This is a genomic window from Nocardia sp. NPDC059180, from assembly GCF_042754945.1.
GTDB lineage: Bacteria > Actinomycetota > Actinomycetes > Mycobacteriales > Mycobacteriaceae > Nocardia.
This window is the reverse complement of the sequence record NZ_JBHZBU010000004.1, coordinates 361,961-379,940: the sequence shown is the minus strand read 5'-3', so window position 1 is coordinate 379,940 and position 17,980 is coordinate 361,961. Positions and strand designations below refer to the sequence as shown.

Sequence of the window (17,980 nt, the reverse complement as noted above, 5' to 3'; positions counted from 1 at the left end):
CGAACCGTATGGCAACCCACCGACACACTTCAATCACAGGGCCGAGGGTGTCGGATAACCGCCGGGCCGCCCACCGGCTCCGATGTGATCCGGATTACGAAAACGGTGACCTGGGCGGGCGGGCGCGGGTGCAACCACCATCACCCGACCGGCCCTGCCATGACACCCACCGGCGCGTCGGCAGATAGTGTTCACTACGTGGCTGCTTCCCAACGAGTGCGAACCCGGGTGCCCGCGCCGCAACGTTCGATCTTGCCGTCGGTGCCGGGCATCCCGGCAGGCGCGGCGGCCCTGATCGCGGTTGCCTGCACGTTTCTGGGCTTCCTGATCGACGTCTCCGGTGATGGCACCGAGCTGACCGGCTCGTTCACCGTGTTCTACGTCATCGGTTGCATCGCGGCCGTGCTCGCGGTGCGCCTACGCGGCCTGTTCACCACGATGGTGCTGCCGCCGCTGCTGTTGTTCCTCGCGGTGCCGCTGGCCTACCAACAGCTACTCGGACGTCCCTCCACCACGATCAAGGACATCCTGCTCAATCTGGCGATCCCGCTGGTGCACCGTTTTCCGACCATGATCCTCACCACGGTGATCGTGCTGTGCATCGGTGGCGCGCGGATCGCGTTGGAACGGGCCGAACGCGACGCCGAAGGGAAATCCCAGGCCCGTCGCGGCACCAGTTGGGGCCGCAGCTCGGTACAGCAGCGGCCGCGCGGAGGAAAGAAGAGTTCGGAGTCGCTGCAAGGCGCCGCGCGCAAACGCAGCAGGCGCGACCCGGCCCCGGACGATTACGACGACGCCCCCGAAGCCACCCCGCGCCCGCGCCGCCAGAGCAAGCGACCGCCACCGGTCGCCGAGAATCCGCCCCGGGTCGCGGCCGGCACACGTTCACGCGAAGGACGTCCCCGTGGCCCGGCTCGCCCGACCCCGGCGCAACGGCCGGACGCGGACGCGGCGGCCCGAGGGACCGCGACCCGGCGCCGCAATGAACCGCCACATCCCCAGCCGACGGTTCGCTACCGCGATCGCGATTCCGGCCGCATCGAACGCCGCGGACCGGACGGTCGCTGAGATCAGCGACGCGACTCGCGCAGCTCCCGCGGCAAGGCGAACACCAGCGTCTCGTTGGCCGTGGTCACCGGCTGCACATCCGCGAAGCCGTGGCCTTCAAGCATGTCCAGCACGCCACGCACCAGGATTTCGGGCACCGACGCGCCCGAGGTGATTCCGATGGTCCGCACGCCTTCCAGCCAGGCCGGGTCGACCTCGCGGGCGTAGTCGACCAGATACGAGGCCCTGGCACCGGCGCCGAGCGCGACCTCGACCAGCCGGACCGAGTTCGACGAGTTGCGCGAACCGACCACGATCACCAGATCGCATTCGGGCGCCATCGCCTTGACCGCCACCTGACGGTTCTGGGTGGCGTAGCAGATGTCGTCGCTGGGCGGATCCTGCAGACCGGGGAACCGCTCGCGCAGCCGCGACACCGTCTCCATGGTCTCGTCGACGCTCAGCGTGGTCTGCGACAGCCAGATCACCTTGGACTCGTCACGCACGGTGACCTTGTCCACCGCGTCGGGGCCGTCGACCAGCTGCACGTGATCGGGCGCCTCACCGGCGGTGCCTTCGACTTCCTCGTGGCCTTCGTGGCCGATCAACAGGATGTCGAAGTCGTCGCGGGCGAAGCGCTTGGCTTCCTGATGCACCTTGGTCACCAGGGGGCAGGTGGCATCGATGGTGCGCAGGTTGCGGGCGGCGGCGGAGGTGTGCACCGCAGGGGAGACGCCGTGCGCGGAGAACACCAGCAGCGCGCCTTCGGGGACCTCGTCGGTCTCGTCGACGAAGATGACGCCACGCTCACGCAGGGTCTCCACCACGTGCCGGTTGTGCACGATTTCCTTGCGGACGTAAATGGGGGCGCCGTGCTTGTCGAGCGCCTTTTCGACGGTTTCCACCGCACGATCCACGCCGGCGCAGTAACCGCGGGGCTCGGCCAGCAGCACTCGTTTGTCGCCGTCGGCACCTCCCGCGCCGTCGGAGCGGACAGAGCGGGCGATTCCGACATTCAACGGTATTGCCGAGGACATGCCCACAGGATACGTGCGCGCGACGGCACCCACCCCGGCGGATGCGAGCGAGATAACACGACAAATGTCGACCCTCTTTTGCACAACGCACCATTTCGGGCAGGCTAGGACCATGTTCCGACCACCGTTTCTGGCCCGCGTCGCCGCCGGTGCCGCCGTCTATGCCATCGAGGAGACTCGACGGCTACCCACCGCGGCGGTGAATTTCCCGATCACCGCGATCAGCCAGCTGCTCCAGACCACCATGCACGTCCAGCAGTTCGTCACCAGCCTGGCGCTCAAGGGCGACGCGGTCTTCGACCGGATCTCACCCCGTGCCGTCGACCAGCCCGCCTGGGCCACCTTCGACGAGGACGACGAACCCGCGCAGCCGTCCGGCGCTGCGTTCGGCCGGGCCAGGACCAGCAGCTTCGACAGTTTCGGCGGCGATGCCGAGCTGGCCGAGTTCCTCATCACCGAGACCCTGGCCAACGCCAGGACCGGACACAACGGTCACGCCGCGACGGTGCGCAGCCTGCACGAGCCGGCCGGCGCCGAAGCCAAGCGCGAAGTCGAGACTCCTGCCGACACCGAGCCGACCGCTCGAGCGGCCACCACCGAGGCCGACCTCACCGAGCCCGCCGCCGACGAGCCGGAGGTCGTCGCGCCCGAGGTCGCCACCCGCTACGACTACGCCGACATGACGCTGGCTCAGCTGCGCGCCCGGCTGCGCATGCTGACCCTCGACGATCTGACCGCCCTGCTCGACTACGAGCAGCGCACCCGCGCCAGGGCTCCGTTCGTCACGATGCTGACGAACCGGATCGCCACCGTCCGGGCCCAGTGACCGAACCTTCTTCGACGCCGACGGCCGGCCGGGATGCTCCCGGCCGGCCCGAACGCGCCGCGCCCGCCAATTCCGCCGACCAGCCGTGGCCGGTGCGTTCGGTCTCGATCAAGGTCGCCCAGTGGATCGATCGGCTGGGCAGCGTCTGGGTGGAGGGCCAGATCACCCAGATCTCGATGCGGCCGGGTACCCGGACCGCGTTTCTGGTCCTGCGCGATCCGTCGGCCGATATGTCGTTGTCGGTGACGTGCGATCCCGCGCTCATCCGTAACTCCCCGGTCCCCTTGCAGGAAGGCAGCCGGGTGGTGGTGTACGGCAAACTGTCCTTCTTCACCGGCCGCGGCACGCTGTCGTTGCGCGTGACCGAGATCCGCGCGGTCGGCGTCGGTGAGCTGCTGGCCCGGATCGAACGGTTGAAGGCGCTGCTGGCGGCCGAGGGACTTTTCGATCCCCGGCTGAAACGGCCGATCCCCTTCCTGCCCACCACGATCGGGCTCATCACCGGCCGCGCCAGCGCCGCCGAACACGATGTGCTGACGGTGGCGCGTACCCGATGGCCCGCGGTGCGTTTCGAGATCCGCAATACCGCTGTGCAGGGACCGACCGCCGTGCCACAGATCATGACGGCGCTGTCCGAGCTGGACCGCGACCCATCGGTCGATGTGATCGTGCTCGCGCGTGGCGGCGGCAGCGTCGAGGATCTGCTGCCGTTCTCCGATGAGGCACTGTGCCGCGCCATCGTCGCCGCGACCACCCCGATCGTCAGCGCCATCGGGCACGAACCCGACAACCCGCTCAGCGACCTGGTCGCCGACGTGCGCGCCGCCACCCCCACCGATGCCGCCAAACGGATCGTGCCGGACGCCGCGGCCGAGCTGGCCGGAGTACGCGAACTGCGCGCCCGCTCGGCCGCAGCGCTGCGCGGCTGGGTGGATCGCGAGACCCGCGCGCTGGACCAGCTACGTTCCCGGCCGGTGCTCGCCGACCCGCTGCGCGAGCTGCGTCATCGCGTCGACGAGGTGGAACGGCTGCGCACCGCCGCCCGGCGCTGCGCCGAACATCTCATCAGCGCCGAATCCACCGCCACCCGGCACCTGCGCGAGAAACTGACAGCGGTCGGCCCGGCCGCGACCATGTCCCGCGGCTATGCGGTAGTCCAACGCGTCACCGGCCAGGAACGCCATGTCGTGCACAGCATCGATGACGCGCCGGCGGGCAGCCAGCTACGGATCCGCGTGGCCGACGGCGCCATCTCCGCCGCTGCTCTAGGCACGACCCCACTCGGCACCCGCGCCGCGCCACCGGCTTCCGGCGGGACCGAGTCCACCGACTGACCGCGGATCTACACCCGCACACCCCGACATCGAGAGGACCGACGTTGCCCGAGCCCGCCGAGGACCAGCCGACCGACGATCAGGCCGAGATCGCCACCTTCGGCTACGAACGCGCCCGCGACGAGCTGGTCAACGTCGTCAAGATGCTCGAGCAGGGCGGCCTCGACCTCGACGAATCCCTGACGTTGTGGGAGCGCGGCGAGGCTCTCGCCAACCGCTGCGAAGAGCATCTGGCGGGCGCACGCAAACGCGTCGAGGACGCGCTGTCGCGCGCCGAGGTCGACGGCGAATAAACGACCGGCGGTCTACTTCTTCGGCAGCGGCGCAGCGGCCGTGACCGCCTCGGCGAGGGTGGTGAACGCCGCGTCGTCACCCGCGCCGCGGATCAGCACCCTGGACTGACCGAAGTCGGCGATCCACGCCGATTCCTCGCCGGGCTCGTCGTAGACGACCCACTTCTGCGCGCCGATATCCCGTGTGCCGCTGGCATATCGGGAGCCGAAGGTGTGCCGGGCGAAGGCGACCTCGGTGGCGTTGCTCTGGTTGAGCTCCATGTAGGTGCCCGCGGGGGTGATGTAGCCGATGGTGCTGACGGTGCCGCCGCCCTCATCGGTGATGGTGTCACGGCTACCCGAGTTCGGCTTCCAGCCCTCGGGTAGGGCGGGGTCACGGATCGGGAAGGTCACATTGGCGGCATCGGATTCCAGCGCGGTCTTCGCGTCGAAGCTGGGGATCTGGCCCTGCGTCGGACCGTCGGCGGCGAAGCTGCACTGGCTGGCCAGCCCCGCGAAGACCACGGCGATCAGCGCCAGCGGGATCAGCGACCAGAACAGATCCCGGTAGTCGTTCATGATGCGTGGCTTTTGGTACGACACGCTCTCCAGTATCCACTCGCGACGGCGATCACACCGGCACGGCCCCGTCCCGCGCCAGGTGTGCACGGGTGCCTGCCTGCCGAATGAGACAATTACCCCCGCGTAAGTACGAGCCAAGGAGGCACACCGCTATGACGGCATCTTCGCCCGCCCCGAGCCGCCGCGAGGCGCCCGACCGCAACCTCGCACTGGAATTGGTCCGGGTCACCGAGGCAGGTGCCATGGCCGCAGGCCGCTGGGTCGGCCGCGGCGACAAGGAAGGCGGCGACGGCGCGGCCGTCGATGCCATGCGCCAGCTGGTCAGCTCGGTGTCGATGCAGGGCATCGTGGTCATCGGCGAGGGCGAGAAGGACGAAGCGCCCATGCTCTACAACGGTGAGCTGGTCGGCAACGGCGACGGCCCCGAGGTCGACTTCGCCGTCGACCCGATCGACGGCACCACCCTGATGTCGAAGGGCTCACCCGGCGCGATCTCGGTCCTCGCGGTCGCCGAGCGCGGTGCGATGTTCGATCCGTCCGCGGTGTTCTACATGCACAAGATCGCTGTCGGCCCCGACGCCGCCGGTGTGATCGATATCTCGGCCCCGATCAGCGACAACATCCGCAAGGTCGCCAAGGCCAAGGGCTCCTCGGTCTCCGACCTCACCGTCTGCATCCTCGATCGTCCGCGCCACGCGGAACTCATCCAGCAGGTGCGCGACGCGGGCGCCCGCATCCGCCTGATCTCCGACGGTGACGTCGCGGGCGCCATCGCCGCGGCCCGCCCCGATTCGGGCACCGACATCCTGGTCGGCATCGGCGGCACCCCCGAGGGCATCATCGCCGCCGCCGCGATGCGCTGCATGGGCGGCGAACTGCAGGGGCAGCTCGCACCCAAGGACGACGAGGAGCGTCAGAAGGCGATCGACGCCGGCCACGATCTGGATCGCGTGCTGAGCACCGAGGATCTGGTCTCCGGCGAGAACGTCTTCTTCTGCGCCACCGGCGTCACCGACGGCGACCTGCTGCGCGGTGTGCGCTACTACGGCGGCGGCGCATCGACCCATTCGATCGTCATGCGGTCCAAGTCCGGCACGGTGCGCATGATCGACGCCTACCACCGCCTCACCAAGCTCCGCGAATACTCGTCGGTCGATTTCCTCGGCGACGACGACGCGAACCCCCCGCTGCCGTAATTTTGGCGGTGCCTGCGGCACCGCGTGTTCGCGGCCCCTTTGTGTCTCGCGTTTACCCAAACGCCCCTTTCCGTAGGCTTGCGCAGCGGCAGCGGAAACGCGAGACGGGCCGCGAACTCGATGCTCGGTCTCGCTTCGCTCGAAAAGTGGGGTCTGACCGACCGATGATCTGGTCGCCTGCATTCGATGCCCCGCCACCCCGTTCAGACACTGCGCCCCAGCAATCTCCCAGCATGTCGTTTAGTTCACATTCTCCCGGGTAATATCCGCGTGGACACCAGCTCAGTAATGGTCGTGCGTTCAGTTCTCTTGTTCGCCAAGGCTTTGCCGAGCGTCGGCTCCGGTTCGCGCGTGGCATCACCGCGGCTTCGTGGTGACCTCGTGTGACCACTCCCGAGAGGATGGACATGCACCACTTCGCTCGACGTACCGCCACAATCACCATGTCGGTCGCCGCCGCAGGCCTGCTCGTGGCCGGTTGCGGCGACGACTCCGACACCAGCGACCAGATCGGCAGCGTGGTCGGCAGTGTCACCGCTCAGATGGGTGGCGAGGGCACCGGCACCCATGCGCCCGGCGAGCACGACACCACCGCAACCCCCGGCGGCACCGCGGGCGAAACCCCGGGCGGCACCGCCACCGGCGGCGCGACTCCCGGCGCCGCGGGCGCGACCACGATCAATACCCCGAACGGCGAGATCACCGTCTCCGATGTCATCTACACCAAGTACGTCGAGACCGGCGGCCCGGACAGCCCGCTCGGCGCCCCGGAGGAAGCCGAGGAGGCCGGGCCCAACGGCGGCCGCTACCAGGACTTCGTCGGTGGCACCATCTACTGGAGCCAGGATTCCGGCGCCCACATCGTCTGGGGAGATATCCGCGAGACGTGGGAGGAGAACGGCGGCGCCAACGGCACTCTCGGCTACCCCGTCAGCGATGAGGAAACCACGGCCGACGGCGGCAAGAAGAGCGAGTTCACCGGCGGCACCATCACCTGGATGAACGGCGAGACCACCGTCACCGAAAAGTAGGCACGCGCACCGGCCGGGCACCTCGCAGGCGCCCGGCCGGACCCTATACCCCCGTGCTCCCCCACGTGATCCACGCAACGGCTAGGTTGGTGCGGTGCAAACTCTCTTGACCGACCGCGAACTGCTCGAGTCGCTCGCGGTGGAGGTGGAACTGAACCTTCGCCGCCACGTCGAGGCCGCCGACGGCTGGCAGCCGCACGATTACGTGCCGTGGGACGATGGGCGCAACTTCGGCTTCCTCGGTGGCACCGACTGGGAACCGGATCAGTCCGAACTGAGTGAGGTCGCCAAGCTGGCGCTGACCGTCAGTGTGCTGATCGCCGACAATCTGCCCTCCTACCACCGTGAGATCGGCAAGTACCTGCGTACCGGCTCCTGGTGGCGGTGGGTCGGCCGCTGGACGGCCGAGGAGAACCGGCACGAGATCATGATCCGCAACTACCTCATGGTCACCCGCTCGGTGGATCCGGTGGAGCTGGAGCGGCTGCGCATGGATCACATGACCAAGGGTTTCCGCCGGGCCCCGCTGCACCTGCTGGACGTGCTGGCCAACGGCGCGTTCGAGGAGGCCGCCTCGGCCGTCCGGCACCGCAATACCGCCGCACTGAACGAGAACCCGATCGTCACCTCGATCAGCGAACGCATCGCTGTCGATGACGAATTGCAGGCCGAGTTCTTCGCCGCCCTGATCGACGCCGCTTTCGAGCAGGCTCCCGACCAGACCATGCGCGCCATCGCCGACCGTGTCGCCGACTTCCACGTCCCGACCGTCGCCCTGCCGGACGGCCGCAGCAGCGACGAGGTGCTGGCCGAGGCAGGCATCTACGACCCGGCCAAGGAAGGCGAACTTGTCTTCGGCCCCCTGCTGAAGCGCTGGAATGTGTTCGGCCGCACCGATCTGGGTGAGGCCGGCGAGGCGGCGCGCGCGGAACTGGCGCATCTACGCGGCTGAATGGTCCGCTTCGGCCCTGATCACGGCAGATCCGGATATCGTGGACGGGTTGACTGCACAACCTGAAACCGAAGGAAGGTGAGAGCGATGTTCCTCGACGTAGTAGCGGCACTCTTCAGCTTCATCGGCGAACTCATCGGGATCTCCTCCGAATGAGCACTGCGGCCCGTTCGATGATCGTGTGATCATCGAACGGGCCGCTTCAGGTCTCGGGGTGCGCGGCGGCTACTTCTTCTCGTCCACCTTCGCCATGGCCAGCACATCGAGGCGGCGATCGAGCTCCTCCTCGGTGAGCTTGTCGCCGATGAGACCGCGGTCGATCACGGTCTGGCGGATCGTCTTCTTCTCCTTCAGCGCCTCCTTCGCGACGGCAGCGGCCTCCTCGTAGCCGATCGCGGAGTTCAACGGCGTCACGATCGACGGCGAGGATTCGGCCAGGGTGCGCAGATGCTCCTCGTTGGCGACGAGCCCGCGCACACAGCGATCGGCGAACAGCCGGGACACGTTGGCCAGCAAGCGAATCGACTCGAGCAGATTGCGTGCCATCACCGGGATGTAGACGTTCAGCTCGAAATGCCCGTTCGCGCCGCCGAACGCGACGGTCGCGTCATTGCCGATCACCTGCGCCGCGACCTGGGTGACCGCTTCGGGCAGTACCGGATTCACCTTGCCGGGCATGATCGAACTGCCCGGTTGCAGATCGGGCAGCTGGAGTTCGGCCAGGCCGGTGAGCGGGCCGGATCCCATCCAGCGGATGTCATTGGCGATCTTGGTCAGGCTGACGGCGATCGTGCGCAGCGCACCCGAGGCTTCGACCAGCCCGTCCCGTGCGGCCTGGGCCTCGAAATGATCCTCGGCTTCGCGCAACGCGTCGATACCCGTGGTACGCACCAGTTCCGCGACGACCAGCCCGCCGAAGCCCTCCGGCGCATTGAGCCCGGTGCCGACCGCGGTGCCGCCGATGGGCAGCTCACCCAGCCGCGGCAGGGTCGCCATGATCCGGTCGATACCGGCCGCGACCTGCCGGGTGTAGCCGCCGAACTCCTGGCCGAGGGTCACCGGTACCGCGTCCATCAGATGGGTGCGACCGGACTTGACCACGGTCTTCCACGCCAGGGATTTGTCCTGCAGCGCCAGCCGCAGATGATCCAGCGCGGGTACCAGATCCGCGATGACGGCCTCGGTGGCGGCAAGGTGTGTGGCGGTCGGGAAGGTGTCGTTGGACGACTGCGACATGTTCACGTCGTCATTGGGGTGCACCTCGACGCCGCCCGCCTTGGCGATCGAGGCGATCACCTCGTTGGCGTTCATATTGGAGCTGGTGCCCGAACCGGTCTGGAAGACGTCGATCGGGAACTGGTCGTCGTGGCGGCCCTCGGCGATCTCGGTGGCGGCGGCGATGATCGCGTCGGCCTTCTTCGCGTCCAGTAAGCCGAGATCGCGATTCACCTTCGCGCACGCGGCCTTGAGCAGCCCGAGCGCACGAATCTGCGCACGTTCCAGGCCGCGGCCGCTGATCGGGAAGTTCGTCACGGCCCGCTGGGTCTGCGCCCGCCACAAGGCGTCCACGGGAACGCGGACTTCACCCATGGTGTCGTGTTCGATGCGGTATTCGGTCCCGTCGCTTCGCTCACTCATAGTCCGACCCTATGCCGCGCCCGCCCCACGTGGGGAAGCCACGCCTGACGCTTATCTCACAGGCGCTCGGCCCCCGTCAGCGGAATAGGCGCGGCGCCCGCTGGTCGCTTCAGCGCCAGGAACAACAGACCCCCGGCCACACCGGGCCGGGGGTCTGCGCTCACTTCGATCAGGCGTTGGGCCCGTACTCCTCCAGCATCTCCGTCACCAGTGCGGCGATCGGCGAGCGCTCGCTGCGGGTGAGGGTGACGTGGGCGAACAACGGATGACCCTTCAGCTTTTCGATCACGGCCGCGACACCGTCATGCCTGCCGACCCGCAGGTTGTCGCGCTGGGCCACATCGTGGGTGAGCACCACCCGCGATCCGGTGCCGAGCCGGCTCAGCACCGTCAGCAGCACATTGCGTTCCAGCGACTGCGCCTCGTCGACGATCACGAACGAATCGTGCAGCGAGCGGCCACGAATGTGGGTGAGCGGCAACACTTCCAGCATGTCGCGGCTGAGCACCTCCTCCATGACCTCGCGACTGGCCAGCCCGTCGAGGGTGTCGAAGACGGCCTGCGCCCACGGGCCCATCTTCTCGCTCTCCGAGCCGGGTAGGTAGCCCAGATCCTGCCCGCCGACCGCGTACAGCGGACGGAACACCACCACCTTGCGCTGAGTCCGTCGCTCCAGCACCGCTTCCAGGCCTGCGGTCAGCGCGAGCGCCGACTTACCGGTGCCTGCCCGCCCACCCAGCGAGATGATGCCGACACTCTCGTCCAGCAGCAGATCCAAGGCGATGCGCTGTTCGGCCGAGCGCCCGTGCAGCCCGAACGCTTCCCGCTCCCGGACCAACTGGATCCGCTTGTCCGGAGTGACCCGGCCCAGCGCGCTGGAACTGGTGCCAAGGAGTCGGATTCCGGTGTGGCAGGGCAGTTCCCGTGCCTCGTCCAGATCGATGGAGCCCGTGCTGTACAGCTCGTCGACCCGATCAGTGGTGACGTCGAGTTCCACCATGCCCGACCAGCCGGAGGTCACCACGTCCTGTGCGTGGTACTCGTCGGCCTGTAGACCCACCGAACTCGCCTTGACCCGCAACGGGATGTCCTTCGATACCAGCACCACGGTGCGGCCGTCGGCGGCGAGATTGAGCGCGCAGGCCAGGATGCGGGAATCGTTGGTGTCGGTGCGGAATCCGACCGGTAGCACCGTGGGATCGGTGTGGTTCAGCTCCACCTGCAGGGTGCCGCCGTCGGTGCCGATCGGCAGCGGCTCGTCGAGCCTGCCGTACTGCACGCGCATATCGTCGAGCATGCGTAGCGCCTCGCGGGCGAACCAGCCGAGCTCATGATGATGCCGTTTGCCTTCGAGTTCGCTGATCACCACCAACGGGAGCACCACGTGGTGCTCGCCGAAACGGGTGACCGACCAGGGATCCGACAGCAGAACCGAGGTGTCGACGACAAAGGTTTTGGTGCCTTTCTTTACGGTGCGAGAGTTCGCCGATGGGGCGGAAACGGAGCGTGTTGTAGTCACGGTGGGCTCCTTTTGTGTCTGCGCGGCACCCGCATCAGACAATCTCGCTGGACCGGTCCGTCCTGAGGGATCCGACGCCGGCTGCGTCAGATGCCACGAGGGCCGGGTGCCGGCCCCCTCGTACTGAATGGCTCAGTCACGGTCAGGACCTCCCGCGCGAGCCACAACGACGCGACCCGCATCAACGACGCTACCGGCTGTCGCTGCCAACGCGCTCGGGGAACGGCAGGCGTGTCGGTGAATTCGCCGTTAACGTGCCGCCGACGGCTGCTATCCGACCTGGTCAGAGGACATTTCCTGGATGAGTCGACGCGAAAAGCGCGTATTCCCGGCACCGGCGATACCAGGGCGCCGCACCCGGCGTTCACTCGGACCGGCGATTCCCCGCACCAGTCACCGGACTGGACAGGCAGGCGGCAGTGCAACCTCCTCGGCCCCTCTGCCTGGCGGCCCCGATTTCGATCGGTGCGGGTTTCGCCACGCTGTCCCTCTCCCGGCCGTCTGCGGATTACAGTCGTTGCATGGCCGGTAACGACGATCTCCAGCAGCTGTCGTCCAAGGAACTACACGACCGCGCGGTCAAACTGGCCGTGCGCCGCGGCGACATCAAATTCTTGTGGAACCTGCTCACCCGCATCCCTGCCGCCGAGGCCACCGCGGGCAAGTCCGGCGAGAGCGAAGCCGACATCAAGTGGGTCCTGCCCTTGATCGACGACTACATCCACGCCGGCGACGGCGACCTGGCCGAGGCCCTGCGCCCCTTCTACCTCGACTATCTCACCCAGCACGCCTGACCAGCGCGAGCGCGATCCCGTCCCGTGTACCACTCACCGGGACGCACCCAACCTGTCGCCAACCCCATCGGTCGATACTCGATACCGAAGTCCACACCATGGGCCATCGATAACTGAACCCCCGACCCACCCGTGTGGAAGACCTCCCGAACTTTCCCGCCCCGCCAACGACGCCGGGGATCGGCCGCCAACGAAGTCGGCGCGGAGGGGGTCGGTGAAAAGACAGGCAACCCACCGGGTTGGCTCAGCGAAATCAGCTGGTACTCAACGGAAATCGGCCAGGTGGTCGGCGACCCACTCCCGGTAGCTGTGCGCAGGCGCGCCGGTGACCTCCGCGACGGTGGACAGCACCGGCTCCGGCCGCGCCGTCATCTCGTCCATCGCCGCCAGCACGTTGTCCACCTCATCGACCGGCATCCACGCGGACATGCCCGCCTGCATCTCGTCCCGGGGCATCCGCTCGAACCGTACCGGCGCCCCGAGCGCATCGGCGATGATCTGCGCCCGCTGCGGCGCGGTCAGCAGCTCGGGGCCGGTCACCTCGTAGACGGCGCCGGTGCGGCCCTCGAGCAGGGCGGCGACACCCACCGCGGCGATGTCCCGCTCATGGATCACCGACCTGTGCCATTCGTCGTAGTGTTCGCGGACAACACCTTCCGTGCGAATGGACTCCGCCCAGCCGAGATCGTTGCCTGCGAATCCGCCCGCGCGCACGAAGGTGCGGCCGACCCCCGTGTCGTCGATGAGCCGCTCGAGGTAGCCGTGCGAACCGGCCACCCCGCCGGCCCGCTCGTCGGCGCCCATGGCGGACAGGTAGACGATGTGGCGCACCCGCTCGGCAAGCAGCCGCACCACCGCAGGCGCCGCCGCGTCCGCATCCAGCGTCGGCCACACCAGGAACACCCCGTGCACACCGTCGAGCGCGGCATCCACGCTGCCCGGGTCCGACAGATCGCCGCGGACGACCTCGACGCCGGGCGGCAGGTCCGCCGCCTCCGGGCGACGGACCAGCGCACGAACCTCGACGCCCGCCTCATGTAGTTGGTTGACGGCCTGGCGGCCGACCTTGCCTGTTGCCCCGGTAACCAGAATCATGAGCACCATCCTGATACCTGAACTATTGTTCAGGTCAAGCCGCTACTGGGGACACATCGGGATGTGGTGACGAGTGTCACGAATGATCTTGTCTCCGTGGGACGAAACCCGCGCCGAGCCGAAGTGCATCCTCCAGTCCGGTCACGCAACCTCGACGAGGAAAGGCCCAGTGCTGCTCAGCCGGTCAGCGTCCAGATCACCAGTGCGATGAGCGTGAGCAGGTACGCGAGGCCGGTGATTCTGCCGATCCGGTCGACCGCATATCCCGTGCTCGAGTTCGCCGTCCTGTCATCGAGGACAGGGATCAGCAATCCGTTGTCACCGCCGTCGGCCAAGGTCAAGGCGCTGGTGATGAGGAAGACATCCGCGAGGACGATGAGCGGCCATGCTTGCGATGGCGCGAGGAACCCGGCGAATACCAGCGGTCCGAGCAGCATCAGCGGGAGGAGTCCCAGCGTGAAGAGGACACCTAGGAACAAGTACCACCCGGCCGCTGTCCAGCGTGCGAGTGCGGCGAATGCGACAACGCCGATCTGAACGAAACCCATGACCATCTGCGCCCCCCGATTCAGTGCGGATCGTGGTCCCCACTGTGGCACACAGGGGTGACAAGTCCCGTCGAAGTTCGGGCTACTGATGATCCTCGACGAGGAAGGCGCGGGCGGCGTCGAGAATTCGCGTGGACAGGTCGTCGTCGGCGCTGGCCCGGGAGAGCATGAGGGCACCGACCATGACGGATAGTTCGACGAGGACTTCCGGGTCGTCGGTGGGATGTTCGCCGAACTCCGCCAGCTTGGCGATCATGTTGTGGATGCCGTCGAGGTAGGCCTGGCGAAGGGGGCTGTCGGGGGTGGCGCGGGAGACGTCGGCCGCGGTCGCGGCGATACCGCAGCCATTGGCGGGGGTGTCGCGGTGGATGGTCGAGAGGTAGCGCTCGATGAAGGTGCGGCGGGCCGTCGCGTCGTCGGGACTGGCGGCGCGGATGCGGTCCATTTCCTCGATCTTCTCGGCGTACGCGGCCGTGCAGGCCTGGGTGACCAGGTCTTGTTTGGACTGGAAGTGGCGGTAGAAGCCGCCGTGGGTCAAGCCTGCGGCGGCCATCAGGTCGGGGACGGTCATCGCGCCTGCCCCACGTTCGCGGACCTGGGCGGCGGCCGCGTCGAGGACCTGTTTGCGGTGCGATTCGGCCTGCTCGCGGGACGCTCTCGGCACATCGTCTCCTTCCGTCGGGTCGGCGCGCTCTCGGCGGCGCGATCGATGGTCATAGTCTTGCGCATCCGTATAGATGATGAGCATAATCTAAATCGCGCGGCAGCGCTCCCCTCCCCAACCCGTCCGACGCCCGTTCGGGCCACGGGACGACTCGAAAGGTGCAGCAATGACCAGAATCGAAGGCTCGGTCGCACTGGTGACCGGCGGGCAACGCGGGCTCGGGCAGGCATTCGTGGACGAATTACTTCGCCGTGGTGCGGCGAAGGTCTACGCGACGGCCCGCCAACCAGCACCGAGTTCGGATCCGCGCGTGGAAGCACTCGCACTCGACGTGACCGATCCCGACTCCGTCACCACGGCGGCGACCGTCGCCTGCGATGTCGATATCGTCGTCAACAATGCGGGCGCACTGATCCCCGCACCGCTCCTGAAAGCCGAAATATCTGATGTGGTCGCCACTTTCGAGACGAACGTCTTCGGCCCACTGCGGATCACGCAGGCCTTCGCGCCGATCCTGGCAGCCAACGGTGGCGGCGCACTGATCGACATTCATTCGGTGCTGTCCTGGGGTTCCGGCGCGGCGGCTTACGGTGCGTCGAAAGCCGCGTTCTGGTCACTCACCAACTCGCTGCGGCTGGAGTTGGCCGCACAGCGCACTCAGGTCGTCGGCGTGCATCTCGGGTTCGCCGATACCGAGATGGTCAGGCATCTCCCGGTCGACAAGGTCGATCCCGCCGAGGTCGCCGCCGCCGTTTTCGACGGCGTCGAGAAGGGCGATTCCGAAGTCCTCGTCGACGAGGTCACCCGCCAGATGAAAGCCGCCCTGTCCGGCCCCGTCGAAGGCCTCGCCGTCGCCATCGGCCGCTGACGGCCACACCCCCAGGAAGGATCCGATCATGCCGCTGTGGCACATCTATCACCCCGCCGACACCTACTCCGATCAGGACAAACAAGACTTCGCGAACGACATCACCGAGCTGTACACCAGCTTCGGCCTACCCGCCTTCTACGTCGTCGTCCTGTTCAAAGAAACCGAGGAGTCCAGCTTCTACGTCGGCGGAAAACCCGCGACCGATACCGTCCGAATCGTCGTCGAACACCTCGCCCGCCACCTCGACGATCCCGATATGCGCAAACGCTCCACAGACAAACTCGACGAGATCATGCTCCCCTACACCCGAGACCGCGGGCTGCACTGGGAATTTCACACGTATGAGTCGCCGCGTGATCTGTGGAAGATCGCCGGTCAGTTCCCACCACCGACGGGCAGCGACGCCGAAAAAGCCTGGGCGCGTGCGAACACGCCGATCCCCTACTGAGCCGCACCCGAACCCATCCCTAGAACGCAGATCTGCCCACCGGCGCGGCACCGGTGGGCAGATCTCTCGGGTGCGCGGCGCGGGGCGGGCGAACCCCGTGTCCGCGCACGGCTATTCGACGTCCGCGCCGGTTCTGGGTGGGGGCGCTGACTCGAGTTCGGTGAACTCCTCATCGGTGAGCAGACGGGAGCGGATGAGGAAGCGGACGCCCTCGGGTGCTTCGAGGGAGAAACCGCTACCCCGGCCGGGAACCACGTCCACGGTGAGGTGAGTGTGCTTCCAGTACTCGTATTGATCGGCGCTCATCCAGAACGGCGTATCCGCGGCGATCGTCCCGAGCAGAACATCCGAGGCTCCGACGCGGAATTCACCGCGCGGGTAGCACATCGGGGAACTGCCGTCGCAGCAGCCGCCGGACTGATGGAACATGACCGCGCCGTGTCGCCGGATCAGGCTGTCGAGCATCTGCTCGGCCTGTTCGGTGATCTCGACGCGGTGCACGTCCTCGGGCATCAGAAGAATCCGAGCTTATTCGGTGAGTAGCTGACCAGCAGGTTCTTCGTCTGCTGGTAGTGGTCCAGCATCATGGAGTGGTTCTCCCTGCCGATGCCGGACTTCTTGTATCCGCCGAAGGCCGCATGCGCGGGGTAGGCGTGGTAGCAGTTGGTCCACACCCGGCCCGCCTTGATGCCGCGGCCGAGCCGGTAGGCGGTGTTCATATCGCGAGTCCAGACGCCGGCGCCGAGACCGTAGAGGGTGTCGTTGGCGATCTTCAACGCCTCGTCGGTGGAGTCGAAGGTGGTGACCGAGACGACCGGACCGAAGATCTCCTCCTGGAAGATCCGCATATCGTTGCTGCCCTTGAACACCGTCGGCTCGATGTAGTACCCGTCCGGGAATTCGTCGACCTTGCGCGGGCCGCCGCCGGTGAGCACCTCGGCGCCTTCCTGACGGCCGATGTCGATGTAGGACAGGATCTTCTCGTACTGATCGTTGCTCGCCTGTGCGCCGATCATGGTGGCGTCGTCGAGCGGATTTCCGCTGACGATGGCCTTGGTGCGCTCCACACAACGAGCCATGAACTCGTCGTAGATGGACGAATGAATCAGCGCACGCGACGGACACGTGCACACCTCACCCTGGTTCAGCGCGAACATTACGAAACCCTCGACGGCCTTGTCCAGGAACTCGTCGTCGGCGGCCATGATGTCGGGCAGGAAGATATTGGGGCTCTTGCCGCCGAGCTCCAGCGTCACCGGGATGATGTTCTCGCTGGCGTACTGCATGATCAGCCGGCCGGTGGTGGTCTCACCGGTGAACGCCACCTTGGCGACCCGCGGGCTCGACGCCAGCGGCTTACCCGCCTCGACACCGAAACCGTTGACCACGTTGAGAACTCCCGGCGGCAGCAGATCCGCGATCAGCTCCATCACCTTCAAGATCGAGGCCGGGGTCTGCTCGGCGGGCTTGAGCACCACCGCGTTTCCGGCCGCGAGCGCGGGCGCGAGCTTCCAGGTGGCCATCAGGATCGGGAAGTTCCACGGGATGATCTGGCCGACCACGCCGAGTGGCTCCTGGAAGTGGTAGGCGATGGTGTCGCCGTCGATCTCGCTGATACCGCCCTCCTGGGCGCGGATGGCGCCGGCGAAATAGCGGAAATGATCGACCGCCAGCGGCAGGTCCGCGGCCTTGGTTTCGCGGACCGGCTTGCCGTTCTCCCAGGTCTCGGCGACAGCGAGGGCCTCGAGGTTGTCCTCGATGCGGTCGGCGATCTTGTTGAGGATATTGGCGCGTTCGGCGGCGGAGGTGGTGCCCCAGCCGTCGGCGGCGGTGTGCGCGGCGTCGAGCGCGAGTTCCACATCGGCGGCGGTCGAGCGCGCCACCTCGGTGAAGGTCTGGCCGTCGACCGGCGACGGATTCTCGAAGTACTGCCCCTCGACCGGTGCGGTCCAGTCGCCGCCGATGAAATTGTCATAGCGGGCGGCGTAGCTGACGATGCTGCCGTCGGCACCTGGTTTGGCGTAGGTCATGACGCATGCTCCTCATCGAGTCGGCGGATAGCACGAGCAACCGTTCGTGATGTGGACCACTATCGCGATCTCGGGTTGGCAGAAGGTTGACTACCG

At 67.2% G+C, this 17,980-nt stretch carries 19 protein-coding genes; 10 read left to right on the top strand and 9 right to left on the bottom strand.

Annotated features, from left to right (window positions below):
• Window positions 1-198 precede the first annotated feature (198 nt).
• Window positions 199-1,068, top strand: coding sequence for a DUF6542 domain-containing protein (locus ACFXNW_RS15845; protein WP_379418404.1), 870 nt, complete (start codon window positions 199-201; stop codon window positions 1,066-1,068).
• 2 nt (window positions 1,069-1,070) lie between these two features.
• Here the strand turns inward: ACFXNW_RS15845 and ACFXNW_RS15840 are convergent, their stop codons facing one another.
• Window positions 1,071-2,084 (bottom strand): 4-hydroxy-3-methylbut-2-enyl diphosphate reductase, encoded by a 1,014-nt coding sequence (locus tag ACFXNW_RS15840; protein WP_379418403.1) that lies wholly within the window; start codon window positions 2,082-2,084, stop codon window positions 1,071-1,073.
• Window positions 2,085-2,196: 112 nt separating this feature from the next.
• Between ACFXNW_RS15840 and ACFXNW_RS15835 the strand changes: the two genes are divergently transcribed.
• The 3 genes from ACFXNW_RS15835 (at window position 2,197) to ACFXNW_RS15825 (ending at window position 4,537) form a co-directional block, all read left to right on the top strand.
• Window positions 2,197-2,910, top strand: coding sequence for a lipid droplet-associated protein (locus ACFXNW_RS15835; RefSeq protein WP_379418402.1), 714 nt, complete (start codon window positions 2,197-2,199; stop codon window positions 2,908-2,910).
• A gap of 92 nt (window positions 2,911-3,002) precedes the next feature.
• Window positions 3,003-4,244, top strand: a complete 1,242-nt coding sequence (xseA, locus tag ACFXNW_RS15830; RefSeq protein WP_379418658.1) for an exodeoxyribonuclease VII large subunit — start codon at window positions 3,003-3,005, stop codon at window positions 4,242-4,244.
• Window positions 4,245-4,288: 44 nt separating this feature from the next.
• Entirely contained in the window at window positions 4,289-4,537 is a 249-nt protein-coding gene (locus ACFXNW_RS15825; protein ID WP_379418401.1) for an exodeoxyribonuclease VII small subunit, read from the top strand.
• A 12-nt stretch (window positions 4,538-4,549) separates the two neighbouring features.
• Here ACFXNW_RS15825 and ACFXNW_RS15820 read toward each other — a convergent pair whose 3' ends face one another.
• Window positions 4,550-5,119: a DUF4245 domain-containing protein gene (locus ACFXNW_RS15820; RefSeq protein WP_379418400.1), complete on the bottom strand. Its 570-nt coding sequence runs from the start codon at window positions 5,117-5,119 to the stop codon at window positions 4,550-4,552.
• Window positions 5,120-5,250: 131 nt separating this feature from the next.
• Between ACFXNW_RS15820 and glpX the strand changes: the two genes are divergently transcribed.
• From glpX to ACFXNW_RS15805, 3 genes are all read left to right on the top strand, one after another.
• On the top strand, window positions 5,251-6,294 hold the full coding sequence (gene glpX, locus ACFXNW_RS15815) for a class II fructose-bisphosphatase (protein ID WP_379418399.1): 1,044 nt from the start codon (window positions 5,251-5,253) through the stop codon (window positions 6,292-6,294).
• A 383-nt stretch (window positions 6,295-6,677) separates the two neighbouring features.
• Complete coding sequence (locus tag ACFXNW_RS15810; protein WP_379418398.1) at window positions 6,678-7,325, top strand: LGFP repeat-containing protein; 648 nt, start codon at window positions 6,678-6,680, stop codon at window positions 7,323-7,325.
• A 94-nt stretch (window positions 7,326-7,419) separates the two neighbouring features.
• Window positions 7,420-8,277 carry an acyl-ACP desaturase gene (locus ACFXNW_RS15805; protein WP_379418397.1) on the top strand — a complete coding sequence of 286 codons (858 nt, stop codon included), beginning with the start codon at window positions 7,420-7,422 and terminating at the stop codon, window positions 8,275-8,277.
• 225 nt (window positions 8,278-8,502) lie between these two features.
• On the opposite strand, the gene ACFXNW_RS15800 is transcribed toward ACFXNW_RS15805, so the two are convergent.
• Both ACFXNW_RS15800 and ACFXNW_RS15795 read right to left on the bottom strand, forming a co-directional pair.
• On the bottom strand, window positions 8,503-9,915 hold the full coding sequence (locus ACFXNW_RS15800) for a class II fumarate hydratase (RefSeq protein ID WP_379418396.1): 1,413 nt from the start codon (window positions 9,913-9,915) through the stop codon (window positions 8,503-8,505).
• A gap of 169 nt (window positions 9,916-10,084) precedes the next feature.
• Window positions 10,085-11,434: a PhoH family protein gene (locus ACFXNW_RS15795; RefSeq protein ID WP_379418395.1), complete on the bottom strand. Its 1,350-nt coding sequence runs from the start codon at window positions 11,432-11,434 to the stop codon at window positions 10,085-10,087.
• 521 nt (window positions 11,435-11,955) lie between these two features.
• Between ACFXNW_RS15795 and ACFXNW_RS15790 the strand changes: the two genes are divergently transcribed.
• The gene (locus tag ACFXNW_RS15790; RefSeq protein WP_379418394.1) at window positions 11,956-12,228 is read left to right on the top strand and encodes a hypothetical protein; all 273 of its coding nucleotides are present in this window, start codon (window positions 11,956-11,958) and stop codon (window positions 12,226-12,228) included.
• A 264-nt stretch (window positions 12,229-12,492) separates the two neighbouring features.
• On the opposite strand, the gene ACFXNW_RS15785 is transcribed toward ACFXNW_RS15790, so the two are convergent.
• The 3 genes from ACFXNW_RS15785 to ACFXNW_RS15775 form a co-directional block, all read right to left on the bottom strand.
• A complete protein-coding gene (locus ACFXNW_RS15785) occupies window positions 12,493-13,323 on the bottom strand; it encodes an SDR family oxidoreductase (protein ID WP_379418393.1) in 831 nt (276 codons plus the stop codon).
• A 176-nt stretch (window positions 13,324-13,499) separates the two neighbouring features.
• Window positions 13,500-13,871 (bottom strand): hypothetical protein, encoded by a 372-nt coding sequence (locus tag ACFXNW_RS15780; protein ID WP_379418392.1) that lies wholly within the window; start codon window positions 13,869-13,871, stop codon window positions 13,500-13,502.
• 82 nt (window positions 13,872-13,953) lie between these two features.
• The gene (locus ACFXNW_RS15775) at window positions 13,954-14,535 is read right to left on the bottom strand and encodes a TetR/AcrR family transcriptional regulator (protein WP_379418391.1); all 582 of its coding nucleotides are present in this window, start codon (window positions 14,533-14,535) and stop codon (window positions 13,954-13,956) included.
• A gap of 166 nt (window positions 14,536-14,701) precedes the next feature.
• On the opposite strand from ACFXNW_RS15775, the gene ACFXNW_RS15770 reads away from it, so the two are divergent.
• The gene (locus ACFXNW_RS15770) at window positions 14,702-15,403 is read left to right on the top strand and encodes an SDR family oxidoreductase (protein WP_379418390.1); all 702 of its coding nucleotides are present in this window, start codon (window positions 14,702-14,704) and stop codon (window positions 15,401-15,403) included.
• Window positions 15,404-15,431: 28 nt separating this feature from the next.
• Window positions 15,432-15,854, top strand: coding sequence for a tautomerase family protein (locus tag ACFXNW_RS15765; protein ID WP_379418389.1), 423 nt, complete (start codon window positions 15,432-15,434; stop codon window positions 15,852-15,854).
• A 111-nt stretch (window positions 15,855-15,965) separates the two neighbouring features.
• Here ACFXNW_RS15765 and ACFXNW_RS15760 read toward each other — a convergent pair whose 3' ends face one another.
• Complete coding sequence (locus ACFXNW_RS15760) at window positions 15,966-16,367, bottom strand: DUF779 domain-containing protein (protein ID WP_379418388.1); 402 nt, start codon at window positions 16,365-16,367, stop codon at window positions 15,966-15,968.
• Window positions 16,367-17,884: an aldehyde dehydrogenase gene (adh, locus tag ACFXNW_RS15755; protein WP_379418387.1), complete on the bottom strand. Its 1,518-nt coding sequence runs from the start codon at window positions 17,882-17,884 to the stop codon at window positions 16,367-16,369. The genes ACFXNW_RS15760 and adh overlap by 1 nt, the downstream gene beginning before the upstream one ends.
• Window positions 17,885-17,980: the final 96 nt, after the last annotated feature.

What these genes read in the sequence shown, in the direction of transcription:
- ACFXNW_RS15770 (WP_379418390.1), top strand. Translation starts at nt 14,702, where the DNA reads ATGACCAGAATCGAAGGCTCGGTCGCACTGGTGACCGGCGGGCAACGC.
- glpX (WP_379418399.1), top strand. Translation starts at nt 5,251, where the DNA reads ATGACGGCATCTTCGCCCGCCCCGAGCCGCCGCGAGGCGCCCGACCGC.
- ACFXNW_RS15840 (WP_379418403.1), bottom strand. Translation starts at nt 2,084, where the DNA reads ATGTCCTCGGCAATACCGTTGAATGTCGGAATCGCCCGCTCTGTCCGC.
- ACFXNW_RS15780 (WP_379418392.1), bottom strand. Translation starts at nt 13,871, where the DNA reads ATGGGTTTCGTTCAGATCGGCGTTGTCGCATTCGCCGCACTCGCACGC.
- ACFXNW_RS15785 (WP_379418393.1), bottom strand. Translation starts at nt 13,323, where the DNA reads ATGATTCTGGTTACCGGGGCAACAGGCAAGGTCGGCCGCCAGGCCGTC.
- ACFXNW_RS15790 (WP_379418394.1), top strand. Translation starts at nt 11,956, where the DNA reads ATGGCCGGTAACGACGATCTCCAGCAGCTGTCGTCCAAGGAACTACAC.
- adh (WP_379418387.1), bottom strand. Translation starts at nt 17,884, where the DNA reads ATGACCTACGCCAAACCAGGTGCCGACGGCAGCATCGTCAGCTACGCC.
- ACFXNW_RS15760 (WP_379418388.1), bottom strand. Translation starts at nt 16,367, where the DNA reads ATGCCCGAGGACGTGCACCGCGTCGAGATCACCGAACAGGCCGAGCAG.
- ACFXNW_RS15800 (WP_379418396.1), bottom strand. Translation starts at nt 9,915, where the DNA reads ATGAGTGAGCGAAGCGACGGGACCGAATACCGCATCGAACACGACACC.
- ACFXNW_RS15835 (WP_379418402.1), top strand. Translation starts at nt 2,197, where the DNA reads ATGTTCCGACCACCGTTTCTGGCCCGCGTCGCCGCCGGTGCCGCCGTC.
- ACFXNW_RS15765 (WP_379418389.1), top strand. Translation starts at nt 15,432, where the DNA reads ATGCCGCTGTGGCACATCTATCACCCCGCCGACACCTACTCCGATCAG.